Here is a 17,081-nt window from a genome sequence, read left to right on the forward strand (position 1 = left end):
ATCCGTCCCCGGTTCCGGCCCGTTTTCCTTCCCTGCGGGCGAATTCTCCGGTTGCCGTCCCGCTCACCGGCACGACCCCCCGATCGTGGCCGCGCGCGGTCCGCCGCCGGGCGCGCGGATCTGGGTAGCCTGACGGCGTGGCCGACCCGATCCCCCCAGTCCCCGCCCCCGGCGAGTCCGGATCCGACCGTCCCGGCGCGGACGAGCCGCCCAGGAAGGGGCGGCGCAAGCGCCCGTTCTGGCAGGAGCTGCCGATCCTGATCGGGATCGCGCTGGTGCTGACGATCCTGATCCAGCAGTTCGTCGCGAAGGTGTTCCTGATCCCGTCGGCGTCGATGGAGACGACGCTGCACGGCTGCGACGGCTGCTTCGGCGACCGGGTCGTCGTCGACCGCGTCACCTACGACTTCACCGACCCCGCCCCCGGCGACGTCATCGTGTTCCGCGGCCCGCAGCCGTGGACCGCGAACGAGATCGCGCCGCAGGAGTCGGGCAACTTCTTCACGAAGACGTTGCGCGGACTCGGTTCCCTCGTCGGCTTCGCGCCGCCGGACGAGCGCGACTTCGTGAAACGCGTGATCGCCGTCGGCGGCCAGACCGTCCAGTGCTGCGATCCGCAGGGCCGCGTCCTGGTCGACGGCAAACCGCTCGACGAGCCGTACGTGCACTGGCTCGACCAGCCGCCGACGGCACGGCAGACGTTCGCCCCGGTCACCGTCCCGAAGGGCAGCCTCTGGGTGATGGGCGACAACCGCGAGAACTCGTGCGACTCCCGCTGCCAAGGCGGCGGTGGGGTCAACGGCACCGTCCCGGTGGACGACGTCATCGGCAAGGCGCGGGTGATCGTCCTGCCGCCGTCGCGCTGGGGCGGCGTCAGCGACCACGACCCGCAAGCCGCGCCCGCCGCGCTCGGGGCCCCCGCGTGGCAGCAGGGAATCCCGCTCGGGGCCGGGGCGCTGCTGGCGTTCCCGACCCTCGCCGCTGGGCGCGGCCTGCGCCGGAAGCTGAGCAAACAGGACTGACTTCCCGGTTGTGCGTGAGGGTTCCCCTGACGGAATCAGATTCCCTCAGGGTTCCCCTCACGTACTGCCGCGAGCGAGGTCTGGACCACCCGTTACCCGGCGGAACCGGCCGCCCGCACGACGTCCATCCGCAGATGCCGCGTCAGGTCCCCGGTCATCTGCAGCACCGGCGTCCGCTCCGCGAACAGCCACTCGTCCCCGCGCCGGACGAACCGGTCGTCGTAATGCCCGGCGGCGATGGGTTGCAGCGGAAAGTCTTCCGCGGCTTGGAAAACGGTGAAGTAGCTGTGCGCGGAAGCCGTGTCCTCGCCCGCCGTGATCCGGACGTTCGTCGTCACGTGGCGGGTCCTCGGCGTGCCGTCGGGATGGATGACCAGGATGTCGCGGAACCAGTTCTCCACGGCCTCCCGCCCGGTCCGGCCGCCGCCGCTGTGCAGGGTGCCGTCGCGGAACAGTTCGCCCACTCCGGCCAGATCGCCCGCGTCGATGCGCGCGGCGTAGGTCATGATCAAGTCCTGGATCGCCCACCGGGCCGACTCTGCCGACATCGGGCCAGCATAGGAGTTCCGCGGCGGAGGCGTGTGACCTGCGGTTCTCCCGGAGACCGCCCTCCCGCCGCAGCGCGGTGCGGCGACGGTGGCATGATGCCCGCACGGTCCCGGCCGATCGGACCGCTCGCCGAGGAGGAAGGTGACGCTTGAGCACGCGCACTACCCAGGTGGACGACCTCCGGCTGGTGGCGCAGCCGAGCGCGGTCCCGTGCACCGAGCTGTTCGTCCGCCTGATCCTGACCGACTGGTCCCTGATGCCGATGCTGGAGCAGGTCACGAACGCCGCGGTCCGGCTCGTGGGCGACGTCGTCGACCAGAGCAGCCCGTCCGCGCCCGCCTTCGTGACCGTCCGGCTGCAGCTGCGCGGGGACCGGCTCGTCATCGAGGTCGACGACGACCTCGTCGCCCCGACCCCGCCGCGCGACGAACGGATCGGCGTACGCCCCGGCGAACGCGGCGGCCGCACCACGTGGTGCGAACTGGCGCTGCCCGGCGGGATTTCCGCCGGACAGGTCCGCCTCCCGCGCCGGGGCGACCGGCGCACGCTGGTCGACGAACCTGTGTCCGGCGAACCCGTCACCGCGGACCCGCAGGTGCTCGAACGTCTGCTCAACCGCCTCAGCACCTGGTCCGAATAACCGCACCGGAACCGACGCCCGGCTGCTCCCCAGCAGCCGGGCTCAGCTCCCCGCAGACGCCGCCCAGGCCTTCTCCAACGCCTGCGCGAAAACCTCCACCGACTGCCCGCCGGACACCCCGAACCGTCGTCCCAGCACGAAAAACGGCACTCCTCCCGCGCCCAGTTCCGTGGCTTCGCGTTCCTCGGCCCGCACCGCCTCCGCGTAGCGGGACGGGTCCGCCAGCACCGCTTCGGCCTCGCTGCGCGGCAATCCGGCTTCCTCGGCGACATCGGCCAGCACGTCCGAAGTGAACACCGGCCGCGCCTCGGCGAAATTCGCGCGGAACAACGCCGACACCATCTCGTTCTCCAGCCCCTTTTCGCGGGCCAGGTGCAGCAGGCGGTGCGCGTCGAAGGTGTTGCCGATCTCCCGGTCCGTCCGGTAGCCGAGCCCTTCCGCCGCCGCGAGCCCGGCGACCCGCTGCTCCATCTCGGCGACCTGCGGCCCGTACTTCGCGGTGAGCATGTCCAGCAACGGCTCGGTCCCGGTCTTCCCGGGGTCCAGTTCGAACGACCGGTACGTCACGGTCACCTCGTCCCGGTGCTCGAATCCGGCCAGCGCCTTCTCGAACCGCGCCTTCCCGAGGTAGCACCACGGGCACACGACATCGCTCCAGATTTCCACCTGCATGCCGCCAGCGTAGAACGTCTTCCGCCGCGCACCGGGAGGCGAGGTCGGATCACCACAGCAGGTCGGACCAGCGCCGGACTCGCTCGGACTCGGCGACGGCGGGCATGGCGTTCGGGCGTTGCCTCCACCGGCCGTGCGGGAACAGCACAACCATGTCCCGTCCCGTTCCGCCCACCCAGGCCGGCGCCTCCCGCACGAGGCCACACCCATGAGTCGACATGGCTTGGCGCAAGCGGATTCCGGAGCCGTCGCGGTACCGCACCAGGACGACCGGTCCACGCCGGGACCTGCGCGCGGGGTCGGGCACGACCGTCACCTCCGCCGCGCGCCAACCGGTACGGCGCACCTCCCGGTGCCGCCGGCGCCACCCCACGGCCGCCACCAGCGCGAAAGGCAAGCAGACCACAGCCAGAATCCCCGGCACCACAGAAAACCCGACGAGAGCCTGGTTGTCGTTTTGCTCCTCGGTGGTCCGCACGTCGTCGGGATCCGCCGGGTCGTAGACCACCGTCACGCTTTCGCCCGGCGAGTAGCTCCGGCCGGAGTTCCGCACGATCTCGGCAGTCCAGCTCGTGCCGCCTGCCGCGTAGCGCACCCGCATCGACGAAGCCCCGCGCCCGCTCACGGGGTCGTCGACGCTCAGCACCTCCCCCGCGGTCCGGGCTCCCGTGGCCAGCAGGGTCTCCGCCGACGACTCCATGCGGACCATTCCCACGACGCATCCGACGAGAACGACGAACCAGCACCCCGCGAATCCCCACGCCCTGACGCCGGTGCCCCGCAGCCGCGGGATCTCGGCGTCCAGGTCGATCGCCGTCTGCCCTTCGTGCTTGTCGCGCGGCGGCAGCCACCGCCTGTCCGCCCGCGCCGAGACCCGGCCGTCCGGCCGACCGGCGCGGAAGACGCCGAACACCGCCAAGGACAACGACCCGGCGAGAACGGCGAAGTCGGCCGCCAGCTCACCGTCTTCCAGCACGTAGCGGGGGTACAGCAGCGACCAGGCTGTCCCGGCGGTGAAGACCGCGAACACCAGCACGCCCAGCACCGCAGCAACGAGCCACCACCGCGACGTCCCCCGCACAGCCCCGCCCCCCGCCCAGTCGCATCGACCAAGAATAGGCCCGAAAACCCCTCGGGGACCAAGCGAATCTCTGCCGGACAGCGCGGGGCTTCACCCGTGGCCCGGACGTTCTCGGACCCGTCCTAGACGGCGGTTTTCACCGGCTCCCGCGCCCCGGTCCGTTCCGCGCCGATGCCCGCGGCCACCACGAACGCGATCCCGGCCGCGGCGGCGACGTTCGGCACCTGGTGCAGCACGATCAAGCCGAGCACGAGCGCGATCGCCGGTTCCAGGCTCATCAGCGTCCCGAACGCCGAGGTCGTCAATCGGCGCAGCGCCAGCATTTCCAGGCTGAACGGCACCACCGGCACGAGCACCGCGAGCCCGAGCCCGGCGAGCACCAGCGGCCACGTCAGGTCGCCGACCACCGCCGGGGCGTGCACGAAGGTGGCGACCAGACCGGCCACCGGCATCGACACCGCCAGCCCGCGCAGGCCCGACACCTCGTCGCCGACCCGTTGCGTCAGCACGATGTACGCGCCCCAGCACACCGCCGCCGCGAGCGCGCAGCCCACGCCGATCAGGTCGGTGCCGCCCTGCCACGGCTGGGTCAGCAGCACCACTCCGGCCGCCGCCAGCACCGGCCACACCCGGGTTCCGCCGCGGCCGCGCACGATCGCGACGGTGAGCGGGCCGAGAAACTCCAGCGCGCTCGCCGTGCCCAGCGGCAACCGCGTCGCGGCGACCATGAACAGGATCGTCATCCCGGCGGTCGCGAACCCGAGCACCACGCACGTCAGCAAGGCAGGACGGCGGAACGCCGACGGCCGCGGCCGCACGAGCACCAGGAGCAGCACGCCGGCCCACGCGAGCCGCAGCCACGCGACGCCGGTCGGCCCGATCTGGTTCGCGAGGCTGACCGAAACCGCCAGTCCGAGCTGGACGGACAGCATCGCGCCGACGGCGAGGACGACACCGGTCCGGGGAGTGGAGGGAAGCACGCTGTCCAGGAGAACCCATCCGAACCGTTCGTGTCCACGTGCCAATCCTGGACGTACCGTCCGGATATCCTGGACAATCGGGCGATGGACACCCGCAGGCTGCAGTTCCTTCTCGAGTTGTCGCGGCTCGGCTCGATGCGCGCGGTCGCGGACGTGCTCGAAACCACAACGTCGACCGTCTCCCAGCAGATCTCGGTGCTGGCCAAGGAAACCGGCGTCGCGCTGCTCGAACCGGACGGCCGCCGCGTGCGGCTCACTCCCGCCGGGCGACGGCTCGCCGAGCACGCCGTGACCATCCTGGGCGCGGTCGAGGCCGCCCGGGTGGACCTCGATCCGGAAGCCGAGCCCGCCGGGACCGTGCGCGTCGCGGGGTTCGGGACCGGCGTGCGGCACGCGGTGCTCCCGGTCGCGGATCTCCTCGCGCAGCGCCATCCGCGAGTCCGCGTCGTGATTAGCGAGCACGAGCCCGCCGAAGCGCTCGCCCAGCTCCGGACCGACGACGTCGACCTCGCCCTCACCTACGACTACAACCTCGCGCCCGCACCCGCCGATCCGTCGCTCGTCGTCCGTCCGCTGTGGACGGCGCCGTGGGGTCTCGCGGTGCCGCGCGTGGACGCGAAACGGTTGCGAGGCAACGGAACGCTGGAGGTCTTCACCGCGTTCCGCGACCGCGACTGGATCGGCAACTCCCGCAACGGCGCGGACGAGACGGTCGTCGGGACGCTGGCGTCGATGGCCGGGTTCGCGCCGCGGTTCACCCACCGCGCGGACAACCTCGACCTGGTCCAGGACCTGATCGCCGCGGGCGGCGGGGTCGGCCTGCTGCCCGAGTCCTGGCCGACCCGGCCCGACGTCGCCGTCGTGGCGCTGACCGGGCCGGACGTCCGGCTGCGGGCCTTCGCCTGCACCCGCCACGGGCGCGACGCGTGGCCGCCGCTCGCCCTCGTCCTCGGGCTGCTGCCCGGCGACTAGCATGGCGGCGGAAGCGGTTCGAGCACGGAGGAGGCGAAATGGCCACGGAGAAGGCGATTCTGGCCGGCGGGTGTTTCTGGGGCATGGAGGAGCTGTTCCGCCACCAGCCCGGCGTGACCGCGACCCGCGTCGGGTACAGCGGCGGCGACGTGCCGAACGCGACCTACCGCAACCACGGCACCCACGCGGAAACCATCGAGGTCACCTACGACCCGGAGCAAACCGACTTCCGCGCGCTGCTCGAGTTCTTCTTCCAGGTCCACGACCCCAGCACCAAGAACCGCCAGGGCAACGACATCGGCGCCAGCTACCGCTCCGCCATCTTCTACACCACCGACGAGCAGAAGCAGATCGCCGAAGACACCATCGCCGACGTCGACGCCTCCGGACTCTGGCCCGGCAAGGTCGTCACCGAGGTGACCCCCGCCGGGGACTTCTGGGAAGCCGAACCGGAGCACCAGGACTACCTGCAGCACTACCCCAACGGCTACACCTGCCACTTCCCGCGCCCCGGCTGGAAGCTGCCGAAGCGCGCCTGACTCAGCGCGCCATCGCGGCCTCTGCGTCCCGGAACGCCGCCGGGGTCAGCTGCCGCCACACCAGCGTCGTGCCGAGCAACTGGACCGCCGCCGCCATCACCCACACCCCGCGCAAGCTCCAGTGCACGGCCACGAACCCGCCCGCGAGCGCGCCCAGCGGCGTCAGGCCCCAGGCGAGCGCCCGGTGGCTGGTCAGCACGCGCCCGAGCAGCTCCGACGGCGTGAACCGCTGCCTGCTGGACTGCGAGCACACGTTCCAGATCAACGTCGTCGAGGTCAGGAAGATCAGCACCGCGCCGACCAGCACCGGCCACGGCGGCACGATCGCGATCAGCAGCTGGCTCAGCACCGCGCACACCTGCGCGATCCGCATCGCCGTCGAGTAGCCGAACCGGCGCACGAACCGGTCCACGAAGAACGACGACGCCACCCATCCGACCGCCAGGCAGGCCAGCAGCACGCCGTAGCCGAACGGCGCGAGATGCAGTTCCTGCGTGGCGTACAGGACGAGCATCGAGTTGCCCGCGGCCGCCGCGAACGACCCCAGCGCGACCGTGATGGTGATCGAGCGCAGCAACGGCGTGCCGACTAGATAGCGCAGCCCGGCCGTGAGGTCCTTCAGCGGATGCGCGGGCGTACGCACCGGTTTCGCCGACGGGATCCCGCGCGCGAGCAGCAATGCGACCAGGGCGGCGACGGCCGCCAGCCACGCGGGCAGCCCCGCGCTGATCCCGATCAGCAACCCGGTCGCCGGCGGCACCACGAACTGGACCATGCCGCGGTCGATCACCTGCAGCCGGGAGTTGGCCATGTTGAGCTGATCCGGCGTGACGACCTCGGGGACCACCGATCCCGCCGCGCCGTCGCCGAACACCTGCGCCGTCGTGAGCACGAAGGCCACTAGCAGCAGCGCGGGCAGGCTCAGCGAACCGGTGGAACCGAGCAGCGCCAAGGTGAGCGCGGCGACGATCTGCACCGCGTACGCGGAAGCAAGCACGGTCGTCCGCCGGACCCGGTCGATCACCACCCCGGCGAACAGCGAAAGCAGCAGCCACGGCGCCTGTCCGGCGACGTTCACCAGCGACACCGCACGCGGGTCGGTGGTGATCGAGACGGCCAGCAAGGGCAGTGCCGCGAGCAAAAGCCCTTCACAGGTCGAACCCGACACCGCCACCGCTTGCAGCCGGACCCAAGCCGACCCGCTCCCACCCCGCCCCGCCATGTCCGCCAGTCTCCCCCGCGCCGCAACCGGTTTTCCGCAGCACACCGCCGGATGCTCCCGTTCCCCGGACCTTCTCGCCGAACAAAACCGCTCCGGTTATCACGCGGGCGCGGGCCACGCCTTTCCTTGTCCGTCAACCGGAACCGGCGCGCCCGGCCGGATCGCGGGACACCGGCTCACCTGCTGGGACGGGCTACAGCGAACCGCCGCGAACGGGTGAGCTGGACGCATCCGTTCCGTCCCCGCTGGAGGAATTCCGTGCCCCGCCACACCCCGCCCCGACCCGGCCGTCCCGCCCGCGCGCGGTCCCGTTCCGCCTTCGCGCTGGCCCTTCCGCTGCTGCTCGCCGCGTGCGGCACGGCGGGCGGGGCCGGCTCGCAGGACGCCGGTCCTCCGCGCCCGGGCGGCACGCTCCGGCTGGGCATCTCGTCCAATCCGGACTGCATCGACCCGCAGCAGGTCAGCACCAACGCCTCGGTGAACGTCGGCCGTCAGCTGGTCGATTCGCTCACCGACCAGGACCCGAAAACCGGCGCGATCACGCCCTGGCTCGCCGACCGCTGGACGGTCAGCCCCGATTCCACGAGCTTCACCTTCCACCTCCGCCCCGGCGCGACCTTCTCCGACGGCTCCCCCGTGGACGCCGCCGCGGTGAAGACCAGCTTCGACGGCATCAAGGCGCTCGGCGCGAAGGCCCTGCTCGGGTCCAGCTACCTCGCCGCCTACCGCGGCGCGACGGTGGTCGACCCGGCGACCGTCCGGCTCGATTTCACCCAGCCCAGCGCGCAGTTCCTGCAGGCCAGCTCCACGATGTCGCTCGGCGTGCTCGCGCCCGCGGCGTTCCGGCACACCGCCGAGCAGCGCTGCCAGGGCACCGGGCTGATCGGCTCCGGTCCGTTCGTGTTCACCAGCCTCAAGCCGAACCAGAACATCGTGCTCAGCAAGCGCACCGGCTACCGCTGGGGTTCGCCGTTGTGGCGGCACCAGGGCGAGGCGTACGTCGACAAGATCGACTTCCGCGTGGTGCCGGAGCCGGGCGTGCGGTCGGGCAGCCTGACGTCCGGCCAGCTCGACGCGATCACCGACGTCCAGCCGGTGGACGAACCGCAGTTCTCCGGCGACGGGTTCGCCGAACCGGTCCGACCGAACCCGGGCATCGTGTTCAACCTGCACGCGAACGTGACCCGCGGCGTCCTCGCCGACCAGAAGGTGCGCCAGGCGGTGTCGAAGGGCGTGAACCGGCCCGAAGTCACCAGCACCGTGCTCACCCCGAACTACAAGCCCGCTACGAGCATCCTCGGCTCCGCGACGCCGCTGTACACGGATCTGTCCCAGGAACTCGCCTACGACCCGGCGGGCGCGCGGGCGCTGCTGCAGTCCGACGGCTGGGTCCCCGGCCCGGACGGGATCCGGACTAAGAACGGGCAGCGGCTCGGCGCGTCGGTGCTGTTCTCCCCGGTGTTCAACCAGAACCAGAGCGTGCTGGAGCTGATCCAGCAGCAGCTGCGCAAGATCGGCTTCGACCTCAAGATCGAGCTGCACACCAACGCCGAGGTCACCCGCCTGCAGCAGGCCGGCGACTACGATTTCCTCTGGTACAACGTCACCCGCGCCGACCCGGACATCCTGCGCCAGCAGTTCTCCACGAAGACGAACAACCGCAGCAAGCTGCCCGCGGACAACCCGCTCGACGCGTCCCTGACCGAACAGTCCGCCACGGTCGATCCCGCGAAGCGCAAGCCAGCAGCGGAAAAGGCGCAGCGGACCATCGTGGAGCAGGCCTACTCGATCCCGGTGTTCGAGCTGACGCAGGTGCTCGGCGTCGGACCGACCGCGCATGACGTGGGCTTCGAGGCTTCCTCGCGGCTGCAGCTGTTCGACGCCTGGGTTTCGGGCTCATGAAAGGGTTCCCGCTGCTTCGCCGCGTACTGCAGGCCGTAGTGGTGCTGTGGGCGGCGTTCACGCTGTCGTTCGTCATCCTGTACCTGCTGCCCGGCGACGCAGTGCTCACCAAACTCGGCTCGGCCGAGGGCGGACCCAGCGCGTCGCCGGAGCAGATCGCCGCCCTGCGCGCCGAGTACGGGCTGGACGACCCGGTCCTCGTGCAGTACGGCAAGCACCTCCTCGCCGCGCTGCACGGCGACTTCGGCACCTCGATCGCCACCGGCGACGACGCCACCCACCAGGTCCTCGCCGCGTTGCCGCCGACGCTCGCCGTCTCCGGCTTGGCGCTGGTGCTCGCGATCGTCTTCGGCGGCGGGATCGCCGTGCTCGGCACCTTCACCCGCGCCCGCTCGGTGAGCCAACTGCTGCTTTCGCTGCCGCCGCTGGGCACTTCGCTGCCGACGTTCTGGGTCGGGCTGCTGCTGATCCAGCTGTTCTCGTTCCAGCTGCGGCTGTTCCCGGCACTCGGGTCGACCGGCTTCGCGTCGCTGGTTCTCCCGGCGGTCACGCTCGCACTGCCGACCGGGGCGATCATCGCGCAGGTGCTGGCGAAGAGCCTGCAAACGCAGCTCGCCGAGCCGTATATCGAAGTGGTGCGGGCGAAGGGCGCGAGCCGTCGTCGAGTCCACTTCGGACACGCGCTGCGTAACGCCGGACTGCCCGCGCTCACCCTGGTGGGCGTGGTCGCGGGCAATCTCCTGGCCGGTTCGGTGGTGACCGAAACCGTGTTCTCGCGCGACGGGCTCGGCCGCGTCACGGCGTCGGCGGTGACCGCACAGGACGTGCCGGTGGTGCAGGCAGTGATCGTGCTCGCCGCGTTCTTCTTCGTGGTGCTCAACCTGGTTGTCGATCTCGTGTACCCGCTGCTGGATCCGCGGGTCTCCGTACGCAAGGAGGTGCCCGCGCGTGTCTGAAGCCGTGCTGTCCCAACGGTTCCTCGTCCGCCGACCCGGTCTGCTGCTGTCCGGGCTCGTGCTCGCCGCGGTGCTGATCGCGGCCTTCGCGCCGACGCTGTTCACCGGCCAGGACCCCATCACCGGCGTCCCCTCCGAACGGCTCCAAGGCCCGTCCCTCAGCCACCTCTTCGGCGCCGACGAAACCGGCCGTGACGTGTTCGCCCGCGTCGTGCACGGAGCCGGGCTTTCTCTGCGGGCGACCGTGCTCGCCGTTCTCGTCGCGTTCGCCGCCGGGTCCGCGCTGGGGCTGCTCGCCGGGTTCCGCGGCGGGTGGCTCGACGCGGTCGTGATGCGGATTGTCGACGTCCTGCAGTCGGTTCCGGCGATCCTGCTGTCGCTGGCGCTGGTGACCGCGCTCGGGTTCGGCACCACGAACGTCGCGATCGCGGTCGGCGTCGCGAACCTCGCCGCGTTCGCCCGGCTGATGCGCGCCGAGGTGCTGCGGGTGCGTTCCGGCGTGTTCGTCGAGGCGGCCCGGGCGTCCGGGGTGCGCTGGGCCGGGGTGCTCGGGCGGCACGTGCTGCCCAACGCGCTGGGGCCGGTGCTGGTCCTGGCCACGGTGACGATCGGGACCGCGGTGCTCGAAGTGTCCGCGCTCAGTTTCCTCGGGTTCGGCGCGAGCCCGCCGACGCCGGAATGGGGCGCGCTCGTGGCCGGCGGCCGCAATTTCCTGGCCACCGCTTGGTGGATGACCACGTTCCCGGGCTTGACCGTCGCGGCCGTCGTGCTGGCGGCGAACCGCGTGTCCCGGGCTCTCGACGGCGAACGGAGCTGACAAGTGCTGGAGATCAGCGAACTGGCGGTCTCGTACCGCACCTCGGGCGGCGTGGTGCCCGCCGTGCGCGACGTGAGCCTGCGGGTCGGAGCGGGCGAGATCGTCGCGGTGGTCGGCGAATCCGGGTCCGGGAAGAGCACCACCGCGCACGCCGCGATCGGGCTGCTCCCTCGCGGCGGCCTGGTCCGCCGGGGCCGGATCGCCTTCGACGGACGCGATCTGACCACACTGTCCGAAAAGGACTGGCGGCAGGTGCGCGGCACCGGGATCGCGCTGGTGCCGCAGGATCCGACGGTGTCGCTCAACCCGGTCCGGCGGATCGGCGAACAGGTGGCCGAGGTGCTGCTCATCCACCGCCTGGCCGCGCGGAACGAGGCCGACGCCCGCGCGGTGGAACTCTTACGGAGGGCCGGAGTCGACCGGCCGGAACTGCGCGCGCGGCAGTATCCGCACGAACTGTCTGGCGGACTCCGGCAACGGGTGCTGATCGCCATCGCTTTGGCAGGCAAACCGCGGCTGATCATCGCCGACGAGCCGACCAGTGCGCTGGACGTGACCGTGCAGAAGGAAATCCTCGACCATCTGGCCGAACTGGCCGCCGACGACGGCACCGCGATCCTGCTGATCACGCACGACCTGGGCGTCGCCGCCGACCGGGCCGGACGGATCGCCGTGCTGTCCGAGGGACGACTGGTCGAGGAAGGACCGGCCCGCGAACTCCTCGCCGCGCCGACGCAGGACTACACGCAACGGCTTCTCGCCGCCGCCCCGAGCCTGAGCCGCGAACCGCTCCGGCCCCGCCGCGCGGAAGGCCCGGAAGTCCTGCTGTCCGTAGAGTCGGTCTCGAAGACTTTCGCCTCGCGCGCCGGTTCGATGCAAGCCGTGGACGACGTGTCGTTCCAGCTCACGCGCGGCCGGACGCTGGCGCTGGTCGGCGAATCCGGCTCCGGCAAGACGACGACCGCACGCATGGCGGTCGGCCTGGAAACCCCGACCGCGGGCACGATCAGCTTCGACGGCCAGGACGTCACGCGGCTGTCCCCCGCCGAACTGCGCAGGCTGCGCCGCCGGTTCCAGCTCGTCTACCAGAACCCGTACGCCTCGCTGAACCCGCGCTTTTCCATCGCCGACGTGATCGGCGAACCGCTGCGCGCGTTCCGCGTCGGCGGCCGGACGGAACGGGTCGCCGAACTGGCGGACCAGGTCGCGCTGCCGTCGTCGGTGCTGCCCCGGAAACCAGCCGAACTGTCCGGCGGCCAGCGCCAGCGCGCGGCGATCGCCCGTGCGCTGGCGCTGCGTCCGGATCTCGTCGTGCTGGACGAGCCGGTGTCCGCTTTGGACGTTTCGGTACAGGCGCAGATCCTGAACCTGCTGGTGGAACTGCAGGATGGATTGGGGCTGACGTACCTGTTCATCACCCACGACCTGGCCGTGGTGCGGGAGATCGCCGACCAGGTCGGGGTGATGCGCCAAGGCAAGCTGCTCGAAGCTGGCCCGGCCGACGACGTCCTGCTGCGGCCGCGCGAGCAGTACACCCGCGACCTCCTGGCCGCGATTCCCGGCGGGGAGCAGGTGACCGCGTGACGTCAGTTGGCGAGCACCAGCCGCCCGCCATCCCTGTCCATCACCCACGACCTGGCCGTGGTGCGGGAGATCGCCGACCAGGTCGGTGTCATGCGCCAAGGCAAGCTCCTCGAAGCTGGCCCAGCAGACGACGTCCTGCTGCGGCCGCGCGAGCAGTACACCCGCGACCTGCTGGCCGCGATCCCCGGCGGGGAGCAGGTGACCGCGTGACGTCAGGAGCGCCGCTGCCCGCACCGGCCGCGCGCCCGAGATTGCGGTCCGTGAGGGACCCCCTGAAGGAATCTGATTCCCTCAGGGGTCCCCTCACAGACGGCAAGACGCGGTCATTCGGGGTTGGCGAGCACCAGCCGCCCCACGGCCTCGCCCGTGTCCATCCGCCGGTGTGCCTCGCGCGCCTCCGCCATCGGCAGGACGGTGACCGGCAGCCGGATCCGGCCGTCGGTGTACAGCGGCAGCACCGCGTCCGCGGCGGGGCGGGCGGGCGTGGGGTCGGCGGCCAGGAAACCGCCCACGTTGAAGCCGACCACGCCGATGTTTCTGCCCCACACGGCGTTCGAGTCCACCAGCGGCGCGGTCTCGCTGCCCGCGCTGCCGACGACGAGCATCCGGCCCATTGGCGCCAGCAGGTCCAGCGAGGCGATCCGCAGGTCGCCGCCGACCGGGTCGACGATGATCTCGAACCGCTCGTCACCCAGCTCGCCGAGTTCCCCGGACAGCACGACCCGGTCGAACCCGAGCTGTTTCGCCGCCTCGACCTGCTCGGGCCGCCGGACGGTGCCGACCACCTCGCGAGCGCCGAGCAGCCGCGCCACCTCGGGGTATACCGAGGCAAGGCCGCCGAGCGCGCCGTGCACGAGCACCCGCGCGTCCTTCGGCAACCGCACTGCCTCGGTGAGCGACAGGTAGGCCGTCACGGTGTTCGCCAGACCGGCCACCGCCTGCGCGCGCTCCACGCCGGTGCCCGCCAGCGGCACGACGAGTGCGGCGGGCGCGAGCTTGACGTCGGCATATCCGCCCATTCCGGGCAGCGTGAGCGTGACGACCTCGTCCCCGACCGAGAAGCCGCTCCCCGGTCCGGCCGCGCGGATGGTGCCCGCGACTTCGAGCCCAGGCACCAGCGGCGGCTTCGGCGCGTAGTCGTACTCCGCGAGCGTCCCGCGGCGGATCAGCGCGTCGATCAGCCCCACGGACGCATGCGAGACCGTGATGGTCACTTCGCCCGGCCCCGGAACGGGCTCGGGCACCTCGATCTCTTCGAGGACTTCGGGACCGCCGTAGCGGGTGATGGACAAAGCGCGCATCGTGCGTACTCCCCAGTGTTCAGTGTCAGCGAGCCGGAACAACCTGGTCCGGTCCGCGGTTATTCCGGCTTAGCCCACCACAGGAAGGATCCGCCGTGCCGAGCGAAACGCACCCGCTGCGCAAACTGGGTTTCCTGACGATCGGCCTGTTCGACGGCGACGACCCGCGGCCCGGCCACGAATCCACGCTGCGCGTGCTCGAACTCGGCGAGCAGCTCGGGTTCGACAGCGCCTGGGTCCGCCACCGGCACCTGCAGTACGGCATCTCGTCGCCGGTCGCCGTGCTCGCCGCGGCCACCCAGCGCACCAGCCGGATCGAACTGGGCACCGCGGTCATCCCGCTCGGCTGGGAAAACCCGCTGCGCCTTGCGGAAGACCTGGCGACCGTCGACATCCTGTCCGGCGGACGCCTCAACCCGGGCGTGAGCGTCAGCCCGCCGATGCACTACGAAGACGTGCGTGGTGCGCTGTACCCGGACACCGGCGACCGCGAAGACTTCGGCTACGACCGGGTGTCGCGGCTGTTGTCGCTGGTCCGCGGCGAGCCCGCGTCGACGTTCAGCGGCGTCGAAGGCATCGAGACGTTCTCCGAGCGCGTGCAGCCGCATTCGCCCGGCCTCGCCAGCCGCCTGTGGTACGGCGGCGCGAGCACCCGGTCGGCGGTCTGGACCGGACAAGCCGGGATGAACTACCTGACCAGCAGCGTCGTCCGCGCCGAGGAGGGCTCTACCGACTTCGAGCAGATCCAGCTCTCGCACGTGCGCGCGTTCCGGTCGCACCATCCGGACGGGGAGCGGGCCCGGGTTTCGCAAGGCCTGGTGGTGATTCCGACCGACAGCGCCACGGCTGAGCAGCGCGCGAAGTACGAGGATTATGCGGCAAAACGCCTGCCGCGCACGAAAACTCCACAGGGTCCGGGCGGTCTGCTGTTCTCGCGCGACTACGTCGGAACGTCCGCAGAGATCGCCGAACAGCTGTACCGGCACGCCGCGTTCCGGGAGATCGACGAGGTCGCGTTCGCGCTGCCGTTCACCTTCGAGCACGAGGATTACGTGCAGATCCTCACCGACCTGGCCACCCGGCTGGGCCCGGAGCTGGGTTGGAAACCGGCGTCCTGACGGTGGTGGGTGCTAGCGTGACGGAGTGCCGGATTTCACGTCCACAGTGGACATTTCGCGTCCCGCCGGAGACCAGCGCGACGCCCTGGCGTGGGCCCGGGCGGTCTGGGAAGGTGCTCCCCCGCCGCTGCGGGCCTTCCTGCGCACCGGGTGGCTCGGCCTCGGCCTGACCACTCGTCTGTCGCCCGACCGGGTGCTGGGCTGGACCATCGCTTCGGCCACCCCGGACCGGGTCGTGCTCGAAGCGCCCTCGCCGCTGATGACCACGCGCAACATCGTCCACCTCGACGCGGACCGGGTCTACTGGACCACAGAAGTCACCTACAACCGGTTCCCGGCGCGCCAGCTGTGGGCCCTGGCAGTGCCGATCCACGAAAGGGTCATCCCCGCCCGGCTGCGCGCCGCCGCCGGTCGAGCTCGGCCCGGCGACCTGCAGCACCGGATCGTCACGATGTTCCAGCGCCGGCTCGGCAACCCGGTCTTGTCGCGGCTCCCCGGCCAGACGCTGCTCGAAACGACCGGCCGCAGCTCGGGTCTCCCCCGCCAGACGCCGATCGGCGGACGCCGCGTCGGTCAGGAATTCTGGCTGGTGTCGGAGTTCGGCGAACGGTCGCAGTACGTGCGCAACATCCAGGCCGACCCGCGCGTCCGGCTGCGACTGCACGGCCGCTGGCTGCGCGGAGTCGCCCACTTGCTCCCGGACGACGACGCCCGCGTGCGGCTGAAGTCGTTGCCACGCTGGAACAGCACCGCGGTCCAGGCGTTCGGAACCGACCTGCTGACGATCCGGATCGACCTCGACTAACCGTCCGAGACCACGGCCTCGATCGTGCGCCGCGCATTCGCCGCCAGTACCGGATTCGTCTCCCGGTAATACGGCAGCTGGATCAGCGCGATCGACAACGCCCAGCCCCGCCCGCGCTCCCACGTCGCGTCGTCCACCTCCACTGCCTCGCGGAACACCTCCCGCTCAGCCGCCGCGAACGTGTTCCACCCTGGGATCAGGTCCACTGCCGGATCGCCGATCCCGACTCCCGCGAAGTCCAGCACCGCGCTCAGCCCGCCGTCGTCGACCAGCACGTTTCCCGGCGACAGGTCCGCGTGCAGCCACACCGGCGCCCCGGCCCACTCCGGTGCCGCGAGCGCGTTCTCCCACGCCGCGACATACGCCGGATCGCCGCCGAGTTGCGCGATCGCCTCCCGGGTCGGCGCGTCCCGCGTGCGCAGCGGACGGCCCCGGCTGACCTCCGGTGCCCCCGAAGTATCGAGGCCGCGCAACGCTTTCACGAACGCACCCAGGTCTCGCGCCACCTGCGCGTCGCCGAAATCCGGGTTGACGCCGGGCAGCCAGCGCAGCACCGACCAGTCCCACTCGAAGCCCTCGCCCGGCCGTCCTTCGGCGAGCACTTCCGGCACCGCGACCGGCAGCCGCGGCGCCAGCCACCGCAGCCAGCGCTGTTCGTGGCCGATCTCGGCGGCCCCGCGTTCCAGCCGCGGCAGCCGGGCGACGAGCTCGTCGCCGAGCCGGAACATCGCGTTTTCCGTCCCCGACGAGGCGACCCGCGAGACCGCCAGCCCGGCCCACTGCGGGAATTGGGCCGCGACGAGGCGACGGACCAGGTCGTCGTCGATTTCCGCTTCATCCGCGTGCATCCGGTTCATCAGCATCGAGCAAACCGCGTCGGCGTGACAGCGGGCAACCGGTTTATTCCCGCTCCAGCCGCCT

18 protein-coding genes are annotated in these 17,081 nt (G+C 71.3%); 11 read left to right on the plus strand and 7 right to left on the minus strand.

Annotated elements, in window-relative coordinates; genetic code table 11:
• The first annotated feature begins 137 nt into the window (after positions 1 to 137).
• Positions 138 to 1,022: a signal peptidase I gene (gene lepB, locus EIZ45_RS21015; RefSeq protein WP_134670012.1), complete on the plus strand. Its 885-nt coding sequence runs from the start codon at positions 138 to 140 to the stop codon at positions 1,020 to 1,022.
• 92 nt (positions 1,023 to 1,114) lie between these two features.
• Here the strand turns inward: lepB and EIZ45_RS21020 are convergent, their stop codons facing one another.
• Positions 1,115 to 1,570, minus strand: a complete 456-nt coding sequence (locus tag EIZ45_RS21020; protein WP_134670010.1) for a nuclear transport factor 2 family protein — start codon at positions 1,568 to 1,570, stop codon at positions 1,115 to 1,117.
• A 149-nt stretch (positions 1,571 to 1,719) separates the two neighbouring features.
• Between EIZ45_RS21020 and EIZ45_RS21025 the strand changes: the two genes are divergently transcribed.
• Positions 1,720 to 2,211: a hypothetical protein gene (locus tag EIZ45_RS21025; RefSeq protein WP_043838065.1), complete on the plus strand. Its 492-nt coding sequence runs from the start codon at positions 1,720 to 1,722 to the stop codon at positions 2,209 to 2,211.
• Between the two features lie 42 nt (positions 2,212 to 2,253).
• Here the strand turns inward: EIZ45_RS21025 and EIZ45_RS21030 are convergent, their stop codons facing one another.
• From EIZ45_RS21030 to EIZ45_RS21040, 3 genes are all read right to left on the minus strand, one after another.
• Entirely contained in the window at positions 2,254 to 2,883 is a 630-nt protein-coding gene (locus tag EIZ45_RS21030) for a DsbA family oxidoreductase (RefSeq protein ID WP_134670008.1), read from the minus strand.
• Positions 2,884 to 2,932: 49 nt separating this feature from the next.
• Complete coding sequence (locus EIZ45_RS21035; RefSeq protein ID WP_134670006.1) at positions 2,933 to 3,964, minus strand: DUF3592 domain-containing protein; 1,032 nt, start codon at positions 3,962 to 3,964, stop codon at positions 2,933 to 2,935.
• A 122-nt stretch (positions 3,965 to 4,086) separates the two neighbouring features.
• The gene (locus EIZ45_RS21040) at positions 4,087 to 4,944 is read right to left on the minus strand and encodes a DMT family transporter (RefSeq protein ID WP_240690946.1); all 858 of its coding nucleotides are present in this window, start codon (positions 4,942 to 4,944) and stop codon (positions 4,087 to 4,089) included.
• A gap of 84 nt (positions 4,945 to 5,028) precedes the next feature.
• Between EIZ45_RS21040 and EIZ45_RS21045 the strand changes: the two genes are divergently transcribed.
• Entirely contained in the window at positions 5,029 to 5,916 is an 888-nt protein-coding gene (locus EIZ45_RS21045) for a LysR family transcriptional regulator (RefSeq protein WP_134670003.1), read from the plus strand.
• A 38-nt stretch (positions 5,917 to 5,954) separates the two neighbouring features.
• On the plus strand, positions 5,955 to 6,455 hold the full coding sequence (msrA, locus tag EIZ45_RS21050; RefSeq protein ID WP_134670001.1) for a peptide-methionine (S)-S-oxide reductase MsrA: 501 nt from the start codon (positions 5,955 to 5,957) through the stop codon (positions 6,453 to 6,455).
• 1 nt (position 6,456) lies between these two features.
• On the opposite strand, the gene EIZ45_RS21055 is transcribed toward msrA, so the two are convergent.
• Entirely contained in the window at positions 6,457 to 7,677 is a 1,221-nt protein-coding gene (locus EIZ45_RS21055; RefSeq protein ID WP_134669998.1) for an MFS transporter, read from the minus strand.
• Positions 7,678 to 8,001: 324 nt separating this feature from the next.
• Here EIZ45_RS21055 and EIZ45_RS21060 point away from each other — a divergent pair, with 324 nt between their 5' ends.
• Genes EIZ45_RS21060 through EIZ45_RS21080 form a run of 5 tightly spaced genes read left to right on the plus strand, consistent with a single transcriptional unit; the run spans position 8,002 to position 13,146 of the window.
• A complete protein-coding gene (locus tag EIZ45_RS21060; RefSeq protein ID WP_134670036.1) occupies positions 8,002 to 9,579 on the plus strand; it encodes an ABC transporter substrate-binding protein in 1,578 nt (525 codons plus the stop codon).
• Entirely contained in the window at positions 9,576 to 10,535 is a 960-nt protein-coding gene (locus tag EIZ45_RS21065; RefSeq protein ID WP_134669997.1) for an ABC transporter permease, read from the plus strand. Before EIZ45_RS21060 ends, EIZ45_RS21065 begins: the two co-directional genes overlap by 4 nt.
• Positions 10,528 to 11,352, plus strand: coding sequence for an ABC transporter permease (locus EIZ45_RS21070; protein WP_134669995.1), 825 nt, complete (start codon positions 10,528 to 10,530; stop codon positions 11,350 to 11,352). The genes EIZ45_RS21065 and EIZ45_RS21070 overlap by 8 nt, the downstream gene beginning before the upstream one ends.
• 3 nt (positions 11,353 to 11,355) lie before the next feature.
• Positions 11,356 to 12,936 (plus strand): ABC transporter ATP-binding protein, encoded by a 1,581-nt coding sequence (locus EIZ45_RS21075; RefSeq protein ID WP_134736064.1) that lies wholly within the window; start codon positions 11,356 to 11,358, stop codon positions 12,934 to 12,936.
• A 6-nt stretch (positions 12,937 to 12,942) separates the two neighbouring features.
• Positions 12,943 to 13,146: a hypothetical protein gene (locus tag EIZ45_RS21080; protein ID WP_370318157.1), complete on the plus strand. Its 204-nt coding sequence runs from the start codon at positions 12,943 to 12,945 to the stop codon at positions 13,144 to 13,146.
• Between the two features lie 113 nt (positions 13,147 to 13,259).
• Here the strand turns inward: EIZ45_RS21080 and EIZ45_RS21085 are convergent, their stop codons facing one another.
• Positions 13,260 to 14,237, minus strand: a complete 978-nt coding sequence (locus EIZ45_RS21085) for a zinc-binding dehydrogenase (RefSeq protein WP_134669990.1) — start codon at positions 14,235 to 14,237, stop codon at positions 13,260 to 13,262.
• Between the two features lie 95 nt (positions 14,238 to 14,332).
• Here EIZ45_RS21085 and EIZ45_RS21090 point away from each other — a divergent pair, with 95 nt between their 5' ends.
• Together EIZ45_RS21090 and EIZ45_RS46865 are read left to right on the plus strand one after the other, a co-directional pair.
• Positions 14,333 to 15,355 carry an LLM class flavin-dependent oxidoreductase gene (locus EIZ45_RS21090; RefSeq protein ID WP_134669987.1) on the plus strand — a complete coding sequence of 341 codons (1,023 nt, stop codon included), beginning with the start codon at positions 14,333 to 14,335 and terminating at the stop codon, positions 15,353 to 15,355.
• 25 nt (positions 15,356 to 15,380) lie between these two features.
• Entirely contained in the window at positions 15,381 to 16,160 is a 780-nt protein-coding gene (locus EIZ45_RS46865; RefSeq protein WP_240690945.1) for a nitroreductase/quinone reductase family protein, read from the plus strand.
• Here EIZ45_RS46865 and EIZ45_RS21100 read toward each other — a convergent pair.
• Positions 16,157 to 17,017, minus strand: coding sequence for an aminoglycoside phosphotransferase family protein (locus tag EIZ45_RS21100; protein WP_205670318.1), 861 nt, complete (start codon positions 17,015 to 17,017; stop codon positions 16,157 to 16,159). The genes EIZ45_RS46865 and EIZ45_RS21100 overlap by 4 nt on opposite strands.
• Between the last annotated feature and the right edge of the window lie 64 nt (positions 17,018 to 17,081).

The organism is Amycolatopsis sp. CFH S0740 (assembly GCF_004522315.1).
Lineage (GTDB): Bacteria > Actinomycetota > Actinomycetes > Mycobacteriales > Pseudonocardiaceae > Amycolatopsis > Amycolatopsis nivea.